Raw genomic sequence first — 18,210 nt, 5'->3', positions numbered from 1 at the left:
CCGACCGACGTGCCCCTGTGCGGCCGCCGCCGCCCACCGCGCCACGTCGGGCGCGATGCCGTCCCGACGGACCAGCACCTCGGCCACCGCCGCGGCCGGCGGCTGCCGCAGGGGTACGACCCGACAGCGGGACCGGATGGTCACCGAGACGTCGTCCGGGTGGGTGGACGGGGCGCAGAGCAGGAACACCGTACGCGGCGGAGGCTCCTCGATCGCCTTGAGCAGTGCGTTGCCGGCCGCCTCGGTGAGCCGGTCGGCGTCCTCGATGACCACCACCTGCCAACGCCCGCCGGACGGGGTGCTGGCCGCGCGGAGCACCAGCGCACGCATCTCGCCGACACCGATGGAGAGCCCTTCCGGCACCACCATCCGCACGTCGGCGTGGGTGCCGCCCATCGTGGTGTGGCAGCCGGGGCACTCGCCGCAGCCGCTGCCGTACGCGCACTGGAGCGCGGCGGCGAAGGCCCGCGCGGCGACGGAGCGGCCGGAGCCGGGCGGGCCGGTGAAGATCCAGGCGTGGGTCATCCCGGTCGAGGGGTCCACCCCACCGGACGCGGCATCGCCGGGCACGACCGTGGCGTCGGCACCGCCGGCCGGGATCAGCGCGGGCTCCCGGTCGGCGGCGCCGGCACGCAGCACGGCCGCTGCCGCGGCGGCGGCCCGGCGCAGCTCGGCCACCGCCTCGTCCTGACCGACGAGGTCGGCGAAGACGTCCGGCATCAGGTCTTGTGCTCCATCGTCACCAGCTCCGCGTCGGATAACTCCGGCTGCACCGACGTGTCCGGGCCCTGCGCCGGGCGGGGATGCACGATGCCGCCGGGCTTGCCGAGCATCTCCTCGACACGCCGGACGACCAGCCCGGTGATCTCGTCGGCCGGCCGGGACGCGTCGAGCACCAGGTAGCGCTTCGGGTCGGCGGCGGCGAGGTCGAGGAAGGCGTACCGGACGCGCTCGTGGAAGGCGATCGACTCGGCCTCCAGCCGGTCGGGGCCCGCTGAGCGCGAGGCCACCCGGGACAGGCCGGTGTGCGGCTCGACGTCGAGCAGCACCACCAGGTCCGGCTTGAGGCCGCCGGTGGCCCAGGAGGAGAGCCAGGAGACCTCGTCGACCGGGAGCGTCCGCCCCGCGCCCTGGTACGCCAGGGAGGAGTCGACGTACCGGTCGCTGATCACCACACCACCCTGAACCAGGGCGGGCCGGACGACCGTGGCCACGTGGTGCGCCCGGTCGGCGGCGTAGAGCAGCGCCTCGGCGCGTGGTGACGGCGCCTCGTCGCCGGAGGTGTCCAGCACCAGCGACCGGATCCGCTGTCCGACGCCGGTGGCCCCCGGCTCGCGGGTGACCACCACGTCGCGACCCTGGTCACGCAGCCGCTCGGCGAGCGCGGTGAGCTGGGTGGACTTCCCGGCACCCTCGCCGCCCTCGAAGACCACGAAGAGTCCGACGGAGACGAACGGCTCGGCCGGCATCAGCGGTCGACCTCGGATGGAGCCCCAGAGGTCGGCGAGGACCGGCACACCCTTCTTGTCGTCCATCTGCCCGAACGCGCTGATCCCGGCGAAGATGCCGGCGGCACCGGCGGCGAGCAGCAGCAGCCGGGTGGAGGAGACGGAGATGCCGAGGTCGGCGATGGTCAGCTTGCGGGAGCCGCCGACACCGACCAGGAGGCTGCTCAGCCCGATGGCCAGGATCAGCACCAGCCGGGTGCCGATCTGCACCACCGCGAAGACCCGTCCGCGTACCTCGTCCCTGATCTCGCCGCCGAGCAGCGTGGTGCCGGCCAGGAAGGCCATGCCGGCGCCCGCGCCGACCAGCACCGCGCCGACGATCGCCATGGACAGGTGGATGGCGAAGGCGAGGGTCATCACGGCGGCGCTGGCCAGCACGATGCTCATGCCGAACCAGCGGCGTCGGGACATCTCCTTGACGATCATCGGGCCCAGGCCGATGCCGATGGCCAGGCCGATGAAGATGGCACCGAAGAGCAGGTAGAAGGCGGCGTCACCCGCGCCGAGAGAGGCGGCGAAGAACTTCGCCGTGCCGATCACGATGCCGCCGCCGGCGAACGCGCCGAAGATGCCGAGCACCAGACCGCGGACGAGCGGGGTCTGGCCGATGTACTTCCAGCCCTCGGCGAACTGGCGCCGCATGCTCTGCTCGGTGCGCTCCCGCTCGCCGGTCTGCGCCTGGCTGATCTCCTTGATCCCGAACGCCACCACGAGAGCGGTGGCCAGCCGGGAGAAGGAGTTGACCCAGAGTGCGAGTTGGGCGGGCTCCGCCCAACCGAGGTCGCCGCCGGCGACGGCCCGGACGCTGCGGTCGAGCACCGCGGCGACGAGCGCCGCGAGGATCGGGGTCAGGCCGTACGTGGTGATCAGCGTGAGCTGGTTGGCCGCCTCCAGGCGGGCGCGCGGGATCAGGTTGGGGACCGCGGCCTCCTTGGCCGGAATCCAGATCAGGGTGATCGATTCGATCAGGAAGGTGGCGATGGTCGCCCACAGGACCACGATTCCGCCGCTGACGCCGGCCAGGGCCACCATCGGGATCGAGGCGAACAGGACGAACCTGAGCAGGTCGCAGATGACCATCGTCCAGCGGCGGTCGAACCGGTCGGCGAGCACACCGGCGACCGGGCCGAGCACCAGCGCGGGAAGCAGCCGGATGGCGATGACGGTGCCGAAGGCCGCGCCCTTCGCGGTGCTGCCCTGCACCTGGGAGGCGGCGAAGACCGAGGTGGCCAGCAGGCCGAGCCAGTCACCGAAGGAGGCCGCGCCGAGCACGATCCAGAGCCGGCGGAACGGCCGGATGCGCAGCACCGAGCGGATCGCGGCATAACCGGACGGATCGACCTGGCCGGTGCCGGACTGGTTGGCGGCGTTGCCCGACTGGTCGCCCGCACGCGACACGCCGGGCGACTCGCCGCTGTTCTGGCTTTCGATGGCCGTACCTCCACGTGCCGGCCCATCGCTGGGCATCCCCGGTGGAACACTCTAGTCCCGGTGGGGGCCGCCCCACCGGCGACATTCTCCTGCTCGCTGAGCCTAGGCCGCCGGAGGCACCGGCCGCAGCCCGGACGTACGCGAGGGTATTTCGCATTCATCGTCGGACAGTTAGCGTGCACACGTGGCTATCGAAAGCGACAAACTTCGCGAGCGTCTGGACCGGGCAACCGCCCACCTCGACCCGCCGTACGCCGTGGTCGACCTCACCGCCTTCGACGCCAACTCGGCCGCCCTGGCCGACCGCGCCGCCGGCAAACCGGTCCGGCTGGCCAGTAAGTCGGTCCGCAGCCGGGAGTTGATCAGTCGAGCGCTCGGCCGGCCCGGCTGGCGGGGCGTGATGGCGTTCACCCTGCCCGAGGCGATCTGGCTGGTCCGCGCCGGCATGAGCGACGAGGTGCTGGTCGCGTACCCGAGCGCGGACCGGGTGGCACTCGCCGAGCTGGCCGCCGACCCGACACTGGCCGCCGCGATCACCCTGATGATCGACGGCACCGGGCAGCTCGACCTCATCGACGCCGTCCAGGCCCCCGGGCAGCGCGCGGAGCTGCGGCTCTGCCTGGACCTGGACGCGTCCTGGCGACCGCTGCGCGGGGTGCACGTCGGCGTCCGCCGCTCACCGGTGCACAGCGCCCGGGCGGCCGGCGCGCTCGCCGCCACCGTGGCCGGCCGGGCCGGCTTCGGCTCGTCGGGCTCATGTCGTACGAGGCGCAGATCGCCGGCCTGGGCGACGCGCCGCCGGGGCGGACGGCTGCTGGCCGGCGCGATCAGGCTGGCCCAGCGCGGGTCGTACCGCGAGTTGCTGGCCCGCCGGGGCGCGGCGGTGGCGGCGGTACGCGAGCACGCCGACCTGGAGTTCGTCAACGGCGGCGGCACCGGCAGCGTGGCGGCGACCAGCGCCGATCCCGCGGTCACCGAGGTCACCGCGGGATCGGGCCTGTACGGGCCGACGCTGTTCGACGCCTACCGCGCCTGGCGGCCCACCCCGGCGGCGTTCTTCGCGTGCGCGGTGGTCCGTCGGCCGACGCCGGAGCTGGCGACCGTGCTCGGTGGCGGATGGATCGCCTCCGGTCAGGCCGCCGACAGTCGGCTGCCCCGACCCTGGCTGCCGGCCGGCCTGAAGCTCGTCGGCACCGAGGGCGCCGGCGAGGTGCAGACGCCGCTGGCCGGCCCGGCGGCGGCCACCCTGAGCATCGGCGACCGGGTGTGGTTCCGGCACGCCAAGGCCGGCGAGCTGTGCGAACGGGTCAACGAGCTGCACCTGGTCGAGGGGGACGCGGTCGTGGCGACCGTGCCCACCTACCGGGGCGAGGGGCGGGCCTTCCTCTGAGGCCGCCACCTCGGCACCGGGTCAGGCGGGCTGGGCCGCCTCGGCCTGCTGGTCGGCGGACCGGTCGCTGTCCCGGCCGTCGACCTGCCGGTGCAGGTACTCCCGGATCAGCGCCTTGGCCTCGAGCAGCACCCGCTCGTCGCCGTTGGACTTCCGGCGGAAAGCGAGCTTGATCAGCGCGTCCGCCGCCTCCACCGCGATCTCCAGCACGAAGCGCAGCTTCGGCACGTCGGTGAGCCCGAAACGCTCGGTGAGCACCCGGGCCAACTGGTCGGCGATCACGCCGTTGTTGTCCCGTTGCTCGTCGAGCAGGTGCAGGTCGACCACGTCGCCGAAGTGCAGGGTACGGAAGCCGGGGACGGTGCGGTGCATCGTGATGTACTCGTCGATGCCCGCGTCGACGCCGTCCCACCAGTGGGTCATCTCGTCGGAGGCGAACCGCTCGTCGAGCCGCTGGAGGTAGGACTCCATCGTGCGCAGGGTCAACGCCTGCACGATCGCCCGCTTGTCCGGGAAGAACTGGTAGACCGACCCGATCGCCACCTCGGCGCGCTCGGCGAGCAGGGTGGTGGTCAGCCCCTCGTACCCCACCTCGTCGACGAGTTCGGCGCAGGCGTCCAACATGCGCTGTACCCGCGCGACACTTCGACCCTGCACCGGTACGCGGCGCAGCGGCCCGGTCGTGGCGGCTGGTGTGGACACTCGGTGCCACCCCCCTTCGACGGATGAACATATCTACACGTCACGAGTCCGTGACTACCGGTACAACGAGCGGGCCGCAATTGCGGTATTTACCAGGTACAACGTTCCTGATATGAAGTCAGTTCATATTCATGAATGAGGAGCGCGCATGGTCGGCACCGCACCGCTCACCGCCCCCTGGTCGAACTGGGCCGGTAACCAGCGTGGCAGCGCCACCGCGATCCTGCGCCCCGCCTCGCCGGAGGACGTCATTGAAGCCGTCCGCGACGCCGCGGCGACCGGTCACCGGATCCGGGTGGCCGGCAGCGGCCACTCGTTCACCGCGGTCGCGCTCGCCGACGACCGACGGATGGACCTGTCCGAACTGACCAGCACCATCAGCGTCGACGTCGAACGCCGGCTGGTCACCGTACCGGCGGGAATGACCCTGCACGCGCTCAACGGCCTGCTCGCCCGACACGGCCTCGCGCTGCCCAACCTCGGTGACATCGACGCGCAGACCGTGGCCGGGGCAATCTCCACCGGCACCCACGGCACCGGTGCCGGCTACGGCTGCCTGTCCACCTTCGTCGAGGCCGTCACCCTGGTCACCGGCACCGGCGAGGTGCTGCGCTGCCCGGCGGACGAACACCCCGACGTCCTCGCCGCCGCCCGGGTGTCCCTGGGCGCGCTCGGCGTCCTGGTCGAGGTGACCCTGCGCTGCGTGGACGCCTTCGTGCTGCGCGCCCACGAACGCCCCGCCGCCCTCGGCGACGTGCTCGGCGACCTACCCGCGCTGATCGGCGGCCACGACCACGTCGAGTTCTACTGGTTCCCGTACACGTCCCGGGTCCAGGTCAAGACCAACGACCGGGTACCCGCCAACGACCGGCCCCTGCCCCGCTGGCGCGGCTGGCTGGACGACGACTTCCTGTCCAACACCGTCTTCGCCGGCGCCTGCCGCCTCGGCCGGGCCGTGCCGGCGCTGGCCCCGGGGATCAGCGCGGTGTCCGCCCGCGCGCTCACCGAACGCCACTACACCGGCCGCTCCGACCGGGTCTTCTGCACCCCGCGCCGGGTCCGCTTCGTCGAGATGGAGTACGGCCTGCCCCGCGAGGCGCTGCCCGAGGCGCTCGCCGCGCTCCAACGGATCGTGAACGGGCTGCCGTTCAAGGTGCTCTTCCCGGTCGAGGTGCGCTTCACCGCCGCCGACGACATCTGGCTGTCGCACGGCTACGGCCGGGACAACGCGTACATCGCCGTGCACCAGTACGTCGGCATGCCGTACGAGCCGTACTTCCGGGCGTTCGAGGAGGTGGCCGCCGGGTTGGGCGGTCGTCCGCACTGGGGCAAACTGCACTACCGCGACGCCGGCTCGCTGGCCACCGCGTACCCCCGCTTCACCGACTTCCAGGCCCTCCGCGACCGCCTGGACCCCCACCGCGTCTTCGCGAACCCCCACCTGACCCACGTCCTCGGCGCCTGACGGCTAGAGGGCGAGGTCGTCCAGGTCGACGGCGTCGACCATGGCCCCGGCGCCCCGGTCGTTGAGGTGCATGCCGTCGCCGCTGTCCAGCGCCGGGAGGATGTAGTCGGGGGCTCGCGGGTCGGCGACGGCTCGGGCCACATCGACGACAGCGTCGAAGGCGTCGGTCGTACGGATCCAGTCGTTCACCGCACGCCGGACGGCCAGGCCCTCCGGCGTGCTGATTCCAGGGCCGGCGCCCGCGAAGGGACCGATGGTGGCGGCGAGGATCTTCAGGCCGGCGCCGTGGGCACGGTCGGCCAGAGCGCCGAAGCCTTCGACGAGGGCGTCGGCGGTGGTGGGAGGTTCGCCCAGCATGCCGGGGAGACCGATGTCGTTGATGCCGAAGTGGACCAGAACGTGGGTCACGGCGGGTATCGAGAGCACGTCCCGGTCGAAGCGTGCCAGCGCGTGTTCGCCGACCCCGTCGCGCAGGAGGCGGTTCCCGGCGATGCCCTGGTTGACGACCCACCCCCGCCGGAGCCGCCGGTTGAGCACGTCGACGGAGCGATGGTTCGCGCTGGTGGTCGTGCCGACTCCTTCGAACCAGGAGTCGCCGAAGGCCACCGCGATCGCGGTGTCCGGCGGGGCGAGCACGTCGACGCCGGAGATGTAGTACCGGGCCTCGACCTGCTCGGTCCACGGGAACACGGAGGACGTGACGTGGTTCCCGTGCGCTATCCGAGCGACCTCGGCTGGTTTGTGGGAGTGCGTGGCGAGACCGGTCCGCTCCGGGAGATAGAGGCTCACGACCAGATCCGCGCCTGCGGCAACCGGAAGGTCGACCGGGTCGGCGACGGCCTCCCCGCCCGCCGGGATGACCCACCGTTCGGCGCCGCCGACGGTGAGGACAGCCTGCCGGTCACCGACGACGACCGTCGCGGCGGCGATGGTCAGCGGAGTGCGACCGTAGCGGTTCGTCAGGCGCACGCGGAAGGCTTCTCCGCCGCCGGCCATGTGCAGCACCTGACGAACGGTCTGGTCGGCGAAGCCACGGGGTTCGCTGAACTGGAGCTGCTCGTAGGGACTGATCACCGCGGTCCGAAAACCTGCTGTCCAGATCATGGGCGTTTCCTCAGATATCCAGGACGATCCGGCCCCCGGCCGAACCGTGCTCGACCAGTTCGTGTGCCTGTGCGATCTCCGCCAACGGCAAGCGGGCGGCGATGGGGTAGCGCAGGTCACCGGCGACCAGCGCGGCTGTCAGCTCGGTCGCGGCGGCCTCGTTCGCCGGCTCCGGGAAGTCGTCGTTGCTGAGAAACCGGACGGTGATGTTCTTGAAGCCGAGCGGCCAGTAGGGGATGCGGGGCTCGGCCGCACCGGTGGCGTACGTGGCGATCACGCCGCCGATGCGGAGGATTTCCAGGTTGGTCGCCAGGTTCGCGTCGAAAGCCAGTTCGGCCACCCGGTCGATCGGCTGCCCACCGGTGTATTCGAGGATCCGGGTGGCCGGATCGCCCCCGGCGGTGTCGACCGCGTGGTGCGCGCCCGCGGCCAGCGCGTGCTCGACCTGGTCCGGGTTGCGCACCGTCGCGATCACGATGGCGCCGCCCCGACGGGCCACCGCCAACGCGGCCCGGCCGACCGCGCCGAGGGCTCCGGTCACGAGCACCCGCTGACCGTTCACCGGCCCGTCGGCGAAGATCGCCCGGTGGGCGGTGATGCCCGGGATGCCGAGTCCGGCCCCCTGCTCGTACGGCACGCTGGCCGGCAGCGTCACGGCATGCCGGGCGGGCACCAGCGTGTGCTCGGCGGCGGTCCCGAAGGGGCGGTACGACTGGGCGAGGTAGACCCAGACCCGTTCACCGATCCGGGACGGGTCCACGCCCGGTCCCACCGCGTCGATCACCCCGGCGCCGTCACCGTGCGGGACGACCCGGGGGAACTGCATGGTGGACCCCCACCAGCCCTGCCGTTTACCCAGGTCACCGACGTGAATCCCGGACACCGACACCCGGACCCGGACCTCGCCCTCACCCGGCCACCGATCGGGCAACTCGCCGACCTGGAGCACCTCACGCGCCGGGCCCTGCCGGTCATACCAGGCCGCGCGCATCACCCACCTACCGGTTCGGTGGTGGTGCCCTCCTCGACGCTCACGACTTCGTCGATCAGCGAGAAGAACGCCTGGATGCCAGGCCGGTCGCCGCCCCGGCGCCTGGACTCGGCGAAGTCCTCGGGCGAGCGCCAGAAGACGACGTCCAGCCATTCGTCGGCAGCCAGCCGGATCAGTCGCGCGCCGAGAAAGCCGGTGCGATCGGTCTGGAAGTCGCGCAACATCGCCGGCCGTGCGGCCAGCAGGGCGTCTGCGCGCGCCGCGGGCGCGCGGAAACGGGTGATCTCGACGGTGGTCGTCATCGCTCCTCGATCCGTTCGGATGCTGCGCATTCAGTTCCTGGCGCCCAGCATCAGCCTGAGTTGGGTCAACAGGACGTCACGGAACTCCGTGGGCAACGTCGACGGCTGACGCTGAACGCGAAAGATGATCAGCCCGGCCAGGGCCGAGAGCAGGAAGTCCGTTACGGACTCGGCGTCGTGCGCCAGCGTGAACTCCCCTCGCTCAGCGCCTTCCCGCACGGCGGCCAGAAACGGCGCCCGGTAACGCGTCTGCACTTCCATGCTGTAGTCGCGGAGTTCGTCGTCGCGCATGGCGGATCGCCAGAACTCGACGAGGATCTGTCGCGTTCTCTCCGAGTTGTGCAGACTTCGGTCCACCAGCGCGACCAGTCGTCGCCACGGATCGGGTTCGGCGGCGGACGCCGCCTGCAGGGCGTCCACCTCCTGGTCGGTGAAGACCCGCATCGCCTCGATGATCATGTCTTCGCGCGAACCGAAGTAGGTTTGCAGGGTGCTGATCGCGACGCCGCCGGCCGCCGCCACGTCCGCGAACCGCGTGTTCTCGTAGCCGCGAGACGCGAGCACCTCCGCCACGGCCCCGAGGACGGCAGTCCGCTTCGCCCCGCCCGCACGCCTTGTTCGAATCGCCATGCCGTTACGCCCGGGGAGGGATGTTGTAGTTCCAGCGGAACATGTTCCGCGGGTCCCAGGTGGTCTTCGCGGTCCGGAGGCGTTCATAGGTGGCCTCGTCGTACGCCAGCCGTACGCTGTCGACGGCCGCGTCCGCCGGCGACAGATAACTGGGGTGCTTCCGGCCGTCGGGCTTGGTGAGCCGGCGGGTCAGCTCCCGTCCCAGGTCCTTGTCGACGGCCGACGCGCCGGGCGGGACCACGGTCAACGCGAGCAGCGCGAAGGCGACATCGCGTCGCACCGCGTTCGGCCTCTCCGGGGAGTCTCCGTAGGCGCCGTCGAGGTGGGTCAGGGTGACCAGGGTGATGTGCCCGTCGGAATCCGGACCTGCGAGTTCGAGGATCGTTTCCATCGCGGACGGCGACAACTCGTCCAGCATGGCGAAATGCTCGACGGCGGCGCCGGGGTCGGTCGGATCATTGGCGATGGTGGCGATCTGCCCGATGGGCATCTTGGTCACGGTGTCGACGAGCACCGGGGCGACCGTCCGCAGTGGAGCGATCAGTGCCTCACCGTCGGCCGACGGGCCCAGGTAGGCGAGCCGTACGAAGACGCTGAGCTTCCCCCTCATGAATTCCGGAACGAAGGGCAGGTCCGGTGCGCGCAGAAACACGATCGAGGACGTCAGCCTGTCGGGCGCGTCGGCCGCGAGCGACCGGTAGGCCTGCAGCACCTCACGTGCGTTCTCACCCGGGAACTGGAGGAATCCCGCGTACAGTTCCGGGACTGGGAAGAGGCTGAACCGCATCGCCGTGACGACACCGAAGTTGCCCTTCCCGCCGAGCAGGGCGAAGAACAGATCCGGGGCGGATTCCGGTGTGACGAGGCGGAGTTCGCCGTCCGCGGTCACGATCTCGATCTCACGGACGTGGTCGGCCGCATAACCGAAGGCCCGTCCGATCGCGACGCTCACGCCACCGCCCAGCGTGTAACCCACGACGCCGACCTGCGGGGAGGAACCCGCGAGCGGCGCGAGCCCGACCTTGGCGGCCTCTTCGACCACCTGTCCCCAGGTGACGCCCGCTTCGACCCGAGCGGTCCACTGCTCCCCGTCGACCTCCAGGCCCGTCATGCGACGCGTAGTGATCATCACCGCGTCCTGGGAGACGTTCAGGGAGGGGCCGTGGCCGGTGTTGAGGACCGCAACCGAGCGGCCCTCCTCCGCCGCGAAGCGAACGGCCGATCGCACGTCCGCCACGTCGGTAGCCCCGATGATCACGTACGGACGATGGGCGACGGTCGTGTTGAAGACAGCCGCCTCGTCGGTGAAGCCGTCGTCGTCCGCGAACAGGACAGGTCCTCGAACAGAGGCCAGCACGGATGGGATTCGTGCGGGGGGAAACATGTCGGGCCTTCCTCGATGGTCTGGTCAGAGCGCTGGATACGGGCCGCAGGGTCGTCGTCTCCCGGGCCACCGGCCGAGTGCCGCCGGGGTCCGCCCGGCCGTCGGCACGACCATACGGTACGACCGTACCGATTAAAACGAGGAATCTTCCGCCTCTAGTGTGATGCGAAGCACCCCGATTCGGTCCGTTTTACGCCAACCGGGGCGACGTGGAACTCGTGCCCGCCGGGTGCTGACGGGATCCACCCAAAGCAAAAGCGGCCCCGGAAGGGCCGCTTTTCCTCGACGATCTCGCAGAGCGCGGCTACTCCGTGCTGCTGGCGGCCTTACGGGGGGCAGCCTTCTTGGCCGGGGCCTTCTTGGCCGCGGTCGTCGCCTTGGCCGTGGTGGCCTTCTTCGCGGCCGTGGACTTGCTGGCGGCGGCCGTCTTCTTGGCGGCCGTGGCCTTCTTCGCCGGAGCCTTCTTCGCCGCCGCCTTCTTCCGTGGCGCCGGACCCTTGGCCCGCTTCTCGGCGAGCATCTCGGAGGCTTCCTCCAGGGTCAGCGCCTCCGGGGTCTGCCCGCGCCGTAGCGAGGCGTTGAACTCACCGTCGGTGACGTACGGGCCGAACCGGCCATCCTTGATCACCAGCGGCTTCTCGGTCGCCGGGTCGGCACCCATCTCACGCAGCGGCGGTGCGGCGGCACGCCGACCCCGGGTCTTCGGGGCGGCCAGGAGGGCCAGCGCCTCGTCCAGGGTGACCGTGAACATCTTCTCCTCGGAGTCCAGCGATCGGAACTCCTCGCCCCGCTTCACGTACGGGCCGTAGCGGCCGTTGTTGGCGAACACCTCGACGCCGTCCGGGGCGACGCCGACCAGCCGGGGCAGGCTGAGCAGCTTGAGCGCCTCCTCCAGGGTCAGCGAGTCCGGTGTCTGCGTACGCAGCAGCGACGACTTGCGCTCGCCGCTGGACACGTACGGGCCGAACCGGCCGGACTTGAGCACGATCGGCTCGCCGGTGGCGGGGTCGTCGCCGAGCTTGCGCTCACCGCCGCCGCCGAGGAACAGCTCGTGCACCTTCTCCGGGGTCAGCTCGTCCGGGGCCAGGCCCTCGGGAATCGGCGCCCGGTCGCCCTGGGCGCCGCCCTCCTCGCCCTCGCCCGACGCGGCCGGTGCCGGCTGTTCGCCGCCGGGCAGCTCGCGCTGAAGGTACGGCCCGTACCGGCCGACCCGGACGACGACCTCGCGGCCCTCGTCGTCGGTGAAGAGAGGGATCGAGTTGACGCTGCGGGCGTCGATGTCGCTGAGGTTCTCGGTGACCAGCTTCTTCAGCCCGCCGGAACGGGCGATGTCCTGGTCGCCGGCACCGTTGGAGCTGCCGAAGTAGAACGCCGTGAGGAAGTCGACCGCGGCGTGGTCACCGCCGGCGATCTCGTCCAGCTCGTTCTCCATGGTGGCCGTGAAGTCGTAGTCGATCAGGCGGGGGTAGTGCCGCTCCATCAGCCCGATCACCGCGAAGGCCAGGAAGGTCGGGATCATCGCCTGGCCGCGCTTGGTGACGTACCCCCGGTCCTGGATCGTCTGCATGATCGACGCGTACGTGGAGGGGCGGCCGATGCCCAGCTCTTCCAGGGCCTTGACCAGCGACGCCTCCGTGTAGCGCGACGGCGGCTGGGTGTGGTGGCCCTGCGCGGCCAGCTCGTCGGCGGTCAGCGGCTGGTCCTTGACGAGGGTGGGCAGCCGGCGCTCGGCGTCCTCGGCCTCGGCGTTCTCGTCGTCGCTGGACTCGACGTACGCGCGCAGGAAGCCCGGATCGGTGATGGTCTTGCCGGTCGCGCCGAAGTCCGCCTCCTCCTGGGAGGTGGAGACCGCGCGGATGCGCACCGAGACGCTGGAGCCGACCGCGTCGGTCATCTGCGAGGCGATGGTCCGCCGCCAGATCAGCTCGTAGAGCTTGAACTCCTCGGCGGACAACTCCTTGGCCACCTCGCCCGGGGTGCGGAAGTTGTCCCCCGCCGGGCGGATCGCTTCGTGCGCCTCCTGCGCGTTCTTCACCTTGCCGGTGTAGCGGCGCGGCTCCGGCGGCACGCTGCGCTCGCCGTACAGCTCGACAATCTGTCGGCGGGCCGCCGAGATGGCGGTCTCCGACAGGTTCACCGAGTCGGTACGCATATAGGTGATGTAGCCGTTCTCGTAGAGCCGCTGCGCGGTGCGCATCGTCTGCTGCGAGGACAGGCGCAGCTTGCGGGCCGCCTCCTGCTGGAGGGTGGAGGTGATGAACGGCGCGTACGGGCGGCGGCGGTAGGGCTTCTCCTCGACCCGGGTGACCGTGAACGGCCGTCCGTCGAGCCGGGCCGCCAGGCCCCGGGCCCCGCTCTCGTCGAGGTGGACGACACCCGCACCGGCCCGGACGCGGCCCGTGGTGGGCTCGAAGTCCTTACCGGTGGCGATCCGGTCGCCGTTCAACGCGATCAGGGTGGCGTTGAAGGTGCGCGGCCCCTCGCCGGCGTTGGCCACGGCGAGGGTGGCCAGGATGTCCCAGTACTCGGCGGTGCGGAAGGCCATCCGCTGCCGCTCCCGCTCGACCACGATCCGGGTCGCCACGGACTGGACGCGGCCGGCCGAGAGCCTCGGCATGACCTTCTTCCACAGCACCGGGGAGACCTCGTAGCCGTAGAGCCGGTCGAGGATCCGCCGGGCCTCCTGGGCGTCGACCAGGTCGCGGTCGATCTCGCGGGGGTTGGCCACCGCCGCCTGGATCGCCGGCTTGGTGATCTCGTGGAAGACCATCCGCTTGACCGGCACCTTGGGCTTGAGCGTCTCGACCAGGTGCCAGGCGATGGCCTCGCCCTCGCGGTCCTCATCCGTCGCCAGGAAGATCTCGTCGACCTCCTTGGCCAGCTTCACCAGCTTGCTGATCTGCTGCTTACGGTCGGCGGAGACGACGTAGAGGGCGTGGAAACCGTTGTCCACGTCCACCCCGAGTCGCGCCCAGGACTCGCCCTTGTACTTGGCCGGCACGTCGGCGGCGTTGCGCGGCAGGTCGCGGACGTGACCGAAGCTGGCCTCCACGACGTACCCCGGGCCGAGGTAGCCCGAGATCGTCTTGGCCTTCGCCGGTGACTCGACGATGACCAGACGGGTGGTTCCAGCGTTGCTCGGCACGTCTCTCCCCGACCTCACTCCTGCTCGTGGCCTGCCGGCGCCCGGACAGCGACCGCTCTCGACCCCGCCGTCGCACCGGCGGTCCGGATGTCCAACGTAACGCGCCGTCCGCGTTTCGGGTTTCGCGGGCGGCAAACCGCCACCGCGCGGCGGTCAACTCCCGCCCCGCCGCGCTCAGCACTGCCGGACGGCGCCACCGTACACCGTGGGTAGGGCTCGAAGCGGGTCACTGTGATGATGGCGGACCGTCGGCCGAGGTCCGGCCCGCCCGTTTTCCGCCCGGATGAACCCGGCGGACTGTCCGGCACCGGACACCCCGCCGCCGGGTCGATGCCGCCTCCGGCCGGGGCGGAATGCCCGTTCAGGACCGGTTCGGCCATGCGTCGGCCGGCGCGGCGCGCGGCGGCCCGCCGACCAGTTCGGCGAGCCGGGCCAACCGGCGGCGGCCGGTGATCCGGTACGCCGGTCCGCCCTCGTCCGGGCCGATCAGCGTGCCGGCCAGCCCGGCGGCGGCGAGCGCTCCGCCCACCGGTTCCCAACATTCCTGGTCGCTCTCCCCGAGCCGCAGCAGGAAGCCGCCGGGCGGCTCCGGCGTCCCGGCGGCCGCGAGCCAGAGCCGCAGCCGCCGGCCGGTGAGGTGAAAGGTGGCCGGCGGGCGTTTCGCCGGCCCGTGCAGCCACGCCGCCGCGAGCGGTTTCAAGATCCGGGTGTACGACGTACGGACGGCGTGTCGCTCGTCCCCGGTCGGCTCCCAACTCGCCGCCAACCCGCGCTGCCCCAGTTCGGCGACGAGCACGTGCACCCGCCAGGCGGCGTCCACCCGCACCGAGAGGCGCGCGGTGCCGCCCATCCGCACCACCTCACCCGGCCCGGCGAGCAGTCCGGCCAGGTCGGCGACCGCCGGCTCGGCCGCGTCCGCGCCGAAGAAGACCAGTTGCCGGCCGGTCTCGTCGGCCTGGACCGGGCCGCTCCGCGGCGGGTCGGACTGGGGCGGGGCGGCGCGGCGTCGCGCGGGTGCGGGCGCGTCGGGCTCGGGCGCGGGAAACAGCGCCGGGGGCGGCTGCGCCTTCGGCGTGTCACCGAGCCCGCTCAGCGACACTCCGGCACCTCGTCGAAGGCCTGTTTCAGCTCCTCCGAGTTGAGCTGGCTGGTGTCCAGTGCGCCGGCGTCGTACTCCTTGTTGAGCGTCTCGACGGCGGCCCGCACGCCGTCGTAGAAGGCGGCCGGCTCGTTGGTGCTCAGCTTGTCGATGGTGTCCCGGGCGCGACCGTACGCGTCCCGCATCCTCTCCAGGGAGCTACGGAAGCCGGCGGAGATCGCCTCGCCGTTGTCGGTCTCCGGCACGCCGGCCTGCTCCACCTTGCGGCGCGCGGTCTCGCTGGCCTGCTCCGCCCCGGCGAAGAGCCGCACCAGGTTCTCCTTGGCCTGCGCCGGCGTGGTCTGCGCGGTCATCTGCTCGTCGGTGCTGCTGGTCAACTTGCTGATCTCGGAGCGCCACGGGGTGAGCGCGCCGCAGACCGTGGCCGCCCAGGCCCGCGGGCTGGGGTTCCCTCCGCAGCCGGCGAGCACGACGACGATCGTGGCCAGGACCACCGTGAACTTTCCGGCGGCAGACGCCCGGCACGTACGCATGCGTTGCAGCGTACGGCCTTTGGCCAGGTGTGGCACCGGTCCGGATGGCCGGGGTCCCCGGCCGACGCGTACGTCGACCGGGGGACCCCGGAGCCGTTGACGGTCAGGCGCTGACCGTCTCCGGCCGGTGGTCGGTGCTGCCCGCGCCGGTGTTGCCGCCGGCGTCGGAGTCGGACATCGCGATGCCCTTGCGCTTGCTGAACACCACCGACGCCACGATGATCAGCGTTGCGACCAGCGCGATGCCGACCCGCAGGCCGACGTTGCGGTCGTCGCCGACGCTGTACGCCACCACGGCGGGCGCGATCAGCAGCGAGACCAGGTTCATCACCTTGATCAGCGGGTTGATCGCCGGGCCGGCGGTGTCCTTGAACGGGTCGCCGACGGTGTCGCCGATGACCGTCGCGGCGTGCGCCTCGGAGCCCTTGCCGCCGTACGCGCCGTCCTCGACCAGCTTCTTGGCGTTGTCCCACGCGCCACCGGAGTTGGCCAGGAAGACCGCCATCAGGGTGCCGGCCCCGATCGCACCGGCCAGGTACGCGGCGAGCGCGCCGGGCCCGAGACCGAAGCCGACCGCGATCGGCGCCAGGATGGCGAGCAGACCGGGGGTCATCAGCTCGCGCTGCGCGTCCCGGGTGCAGATGTCCACGACCTTGCCGTACTCCGGGCGCTGGGTGCGGTCCATGATGCCGGGCAGTTCACGGAACTGCCGGCGGACCTCCATCACCACGGCGCCGGCCGAGCGGGACACCGCGTTGATGGCCAGCCCGGAGAAGAGGAAGACCACCGCCGCGCCGATGATCAGGCCGACCAGGTTGCGCGGGTTGGCGACGTTCAACGAGTTGAGGATCTCGTTCCCGACATCGCCCACGCCAGCGTCCGCGTACGCGGTGCCCAGCGTGTCGGTGTACGAGCCGAACAGCGCGGTGGCGGCGAGGACCGCCGTGGCGATCGCGATGCCCTTGGTGATCGCCTTGGTGGTGTTACCGACCGCGTCCAGCTCGGTGAGCGTCCGGGCGCCGTGCTCGTCGATGTCGCCGGACATCTCGGCGATGCCCTGCGCGTTGTCGGAGATCGGCCCGAAGGTGTCCATGGCCACGATGACGCCGACAGTGGTGAGCAGGCCGGTACCGGCCAGCGCCACCGCGAACAGCGACAGCGTGATGGAGCTGCCGCCCAGCAGGAACGCGCCGAAGACGCCCGCGCCGATGAGCAGCGCGGAGTAGACCGCCGACTCCAGACCGATGCTGATACCGGCCAGGATGACGGTGGCCGCGCCGGTCTGCGAGCTCTTGCCGATGTCCTGCACCGGACGACGGTTGGTCTCGGTGAAGTAGCCGGTCAGCGCCTGGATCGCGGCGGCCAGCACGATGCCGATCACCACCGCGCCGATGGCCACCAGCCGCGGGTTGCGGTCCACGTCGGTGAGGCCACCCTCCAGCTCGGCGAACGTCGCCGGCAGGTAGGCGTACGCGGCGACCGCCACCAGCACCGCGGAGAGGACCGCCGAGATGTAGAAGGCCCGGTTGATCGCGGTGAGACCGCTGCGGTCGGACGACCGCAGTCGGGTGATGAAGACACCCACGATCGCGATCAGCACACCGATGGTGGAGATGATCAGCGGGAAGACCAGACCGTCCTCGCCGAACGCGGCCCGGCCGAGGATCAGCGCGGCGACCAGTGTCACCGCGTACGACTCGAACAGGTCGGCGGCCATGCCGGCGCAGTCACCGACGTTGTCGCCCACGTTGTCGGCGATGGTGGCGGCGTTGCGCGGGTCGTCCTCGGGGATGCCCTGCTCGACCTTGCCGACCAGGTCGGCGCCGACGTCGGCGGCCTTGGTGAAGATGCCGCCGCCGACCCGCATGAACATCGCGAGCAGCGCGGCGCCGAAGCCGAAGCCCTCCAGCACGGTCGGTGCGTCGCCCCGGTAGACCAGGACGACCAGCGCCGCGCCGAAGAGACCGAGGCCGACCGTGAGGAAGCCGACCACGCCGCCGGTCCGGAAGGCGATCTTCATGGCGGCCTCGCGGCCACCTTCCCGTTCGCGGGCGGCGGCGGCGACGCGCAGGTTGGCGCGGGTGGCCAACCACATGCCGGCTCCGCCGATGAACGCGCTGAACAGCGCGCCCACCACGAAGAAGAGCGAACGGCCGATCTTCACGGCCGTCTCGCTGCCGTCGGTGTCGTGCACCGGCAGCAGGAAGAGCAGCACCACGGCGATCACGACGAAGATCGCCAGGGTGCGGAATTGGCGGAGCAGGTAGGCGGAGGCGCCCTCCTGGACCGCCCCCGAGATCTCCTGCATGTTGGTGGTGCCCTTGCCGGCTGCCAGCACCGCCTTTGTGAGGGCGGCGGCGAAGACGAGCGCCACCAGCGCGATCACCGCGGCGATGACGACGTACGTGACATTGCTTCCGGTAAGGGAAAGCCCGCCACCGTCGGCGGCCAAGGTCTCGGACATCTGTGTCCTCCTGTTACCGAACACTCGCGCCGGTGGGTGGAGACGCACCGACCAGCGCCTGG

The 18,210-nt window shown here is 71.4% G+C and carries 13 protein-coding genes and 1 pseudogene; 2 read left to right on the top strand and 12 right to left on the bottom strand.

Going from position 1 to position 18,210, the window contains the following annotated elements; genetic code table 11:
• Both JNW91_RS10290 and tmk read right to left on the bottom strand, forming a co-directional pair.
• Positions 1 to 720: DNA polymerase III subunit delta' (locus tag JNW91_RS10290; RefSeq protein ID WP_203174647.1), on the bottom strand; the 720-nt coding region annotated here is incomplete at its 3' end.
• Positions 720 to 2,975 (bottom strand): dTMP kinase, encoded by a 2,256-nt coding sequence (gene tmk, locus JNW91_RS10285; RefSeq protein ID WP_238424716.1) that lies wholly within the window; start codon positions 2,973 to 2,975, stop codon positions 720 to 722. The genes JNW91_RS10290 and tmk, both read right to left, overlap by 1 nt.
• A 148-nt stretch (positions 2,976 to 3,123) precedes the next feature.
• Between tmk and JNW91_RS10280 the strand changes: the two are divergent.
• Positions 3,124 to 4,329 (top strand): annotated as a pseudogene (locus JNW91_RS10280) (amino acid deaminase/aldolase).
• A gap of 21 nt (positions 4,330 to 4,350) precedes the next feature.
• Here the strand turns inward: JNW91_RS10280 and JNW91_RS10275 are convergent.
• Positions 4,351 to 4,953, bottom strand: coding sequence for a TetR/AcrR family transcriptional regulator (locus JNW91_RS10275; protein ID WP_203174653.1), 603 nt, complete (start codon positions 4,951 to 4,953; stop codon positions 4,351 to 4,353).
• Between the two features lie 226 nt (positions 4,954 to 5,179).
• Between JNW91_RS10275 and JNW91_RS10270 the strand changes: the two genes are divergently transcribed.
• A complete protein-coding gene (locus JNW91_RS10270; RefSeq protein WP_203174646.1) occupies positions 5,180 to 6,496 on the top strand; it encodes a D-arabinono-1,4-lactone oxidase in 1,317 nt (438 codons plus the stop codon).
• 3 nt (positions 6,497 to 6,499) lie between these two features.
• On the opposite strand, the gene JNW91_RS10265 is transcribed toward JNW91_RS10270, so the two are convergent.
• The 9 genes from JNW91_RS10265 to JNW91_RS10225 form a co-directional block, all read right to left on the bottom strand.
• A complete protein-coding gene (locus JNW91_RS10265; protein ID WP_203174645.1) occupies positions 6,500 to 7,600 on the bottom strand; it encodes a GDSL-type esterase/lipase family protein in 1,101 nt (366 codons plus the stop codon).
• A gap of 10 nt (positions 7,601 to 7,610) precedes the next feature.
• On the bottom strand, positions 7,611 to 8,591 hold the full coding sequence (locus JNW91_RS10260; protein WP_238424715.1) for an NADPH:quinone reductase: 981 nt from the start codon (positions 8,589 to 8,591) through the stop codon (positions 7,611 to 7,613).
• On the bottom strand, positions 8,591 to 8,893 hold the full coding sequence (locus JNW91_RS10255; protein ID WP_203174643.1) for a hypothetical protein: 303 nt from the start codon (positions 8,891 to 8,893) through the stop codon (positions 8,591 to 8,593). Before JNW91_RS10255 ends, JNW91_RS10260 begins: the two co-directional genes overlap by 1 nt.
• A gap of 30 nt (positions 8,894 to 8,923) precedes the next feature.
• On the bottom strand, positions 8,924 to 9,466 hold the full coding sequence (locus JNW91_RS10250; RefSeq protein ID WP_203174642.1) for a TetR family transcriptional regulator C-terminal domain-containing protein: 543 nt from the start codon (positions 9,464 to 9,466) through the stop codon (positions 8,924 to 8,926).
• Positions 9,467 to 9,527: 61 nt separating this feature from the next.
• Positions 9,528 to 10,880, bottom strand: a complete 1,353-nt coding sequence (locus JNW91_RS10245) for an FAD-binding oxidoreductase (protein WP_203174641.1) — start codon at positions 10,878 to 10,880, stop codon at positions 9,528 to 9,530.
• Positions 10,881 to 11,211: 331 nt separating this feature from the next.
• Positions 11,212 to 14,052 (bottom strand): type I DNA topoisomerase, encoded by a 2,841-nt coding sequence (topA, locus tag JNW91_RS10240; RefSeq protein ID WP_203174640.1) that lies wholly within the window; start codon positions 14,050 to 14,052, stop codon positions 11,212 to 11,214.
• A 361-nt stretch (positions 14,053 to 14,413) separates the two neighbouring features.
• Positions 14,414 to 14,986, bottom strand: coding sequence for a hypothetical protein (locus JNW91_RS10235; protein ID WP_407664303.1), 573 nt, complete (start codon positions 14,984 to 14,986; stop codon positions 14,414 to 14,416).
• Positions 14,987 to 15,141: 155 nt separating this feature from the next.
• The gene (locus JNW91_RS10230; protein ID WP_203174638.1) at positions 15,142 to 15,684 is read right to left on the bottom strand and encodes a hypothetical protein; all 543 of its coding nucleotides are present in this window, start codon (positions 15,682 to 15,684) and stop codon (positions 15,142 to 15,144) included.
• 103 nt (positions 15,685 to 15,787) lie between these two features.
• A complete protein-coding gene (locus JNW91_RS10225; protein ID WP_203174637.1) occupies positions 15,788 to 18,148 on the bottom strand; it encodes a sodium-translocating pyrophosphatase in 2,361 nt (786 codons plus the stop codon).
• Between the last annotated feature and the right edge of the window lie 62 nt (positions 18,149 to 18,210).

It is taken from the genome of Micromonospora parastrephiae (genome assembly GCF_016802865.1).
GTDB lineage: Bacteria > Actinomycetota > Actinomycetes > Mycobacteriales > Micromonosporaceae > Micromonospora > Micromonospora parastrephiae.
Note: the sequence above shows the minus strand (reverse complement) of the source record. Positions and strands in the feature narration are given on the sequence as shown.

Bases quoted from the DNA above. Each gene is read 5' to 3' on its own strand.
- tmk (WP_238424716.1), bottom strand. From the start codon at position 2,975: ATGCCCAGCGATGGGCCGGCACGTGGAGGTACGGCCATCGAAAGCCAG.
- JNW91_RS10275 (WP_203174653.1), bottom strand. From the start codon at position 4,953: ATGTTGGACGCCTGCGCCGAACTCGTCGACGAGGTGGGGTACGAGGGG.
- JNW91_RS10270 (WP_203174646.1), top strand. From the start codon at position 5,180: ATGGTCGGCACCGCACCGCTCACCGCCCCCTGGTCGAACTGGGCCGGT.
- JNW91_RS10265 (WP_203174645.1), bottom strand. From the start codon at position 7,600: ATGATCTGGACAGCAGGTTTTCGGACCGCGGTGATCAGTCCCTACGAG.
- JNW91_RS10260 (WP_238424715.1), bottom strand. From the start codon at position 8,591: ATGCGCGCGGCCTGGTATGACCGGCAGGGCCCGGCGCGTGAGGTGCTC.
- JNW91_RS10255 (WP_203174643.1), bottom strand. From the start codon at position 8,893: ATGACGACCACCGTCGAGATCACCCGTTTCCGCGCGCCCGCGGCGCGC.
- JNW91_RS10230 (WP_203174638.1), bottom strand. From the start codon at position 15,684: ATGCGTACGTGCCGGGCGTCTGCCGCCGGAAAGTTCACGGTGGTCCTG.
- JNW91_RS10225 (WP_203174637.1), bottom strand. From the start codon at position 18,148: ATGTCCGAGACCTTGGCCGCCGACGGTGGCGGGCTTTCCCTTACCGGA.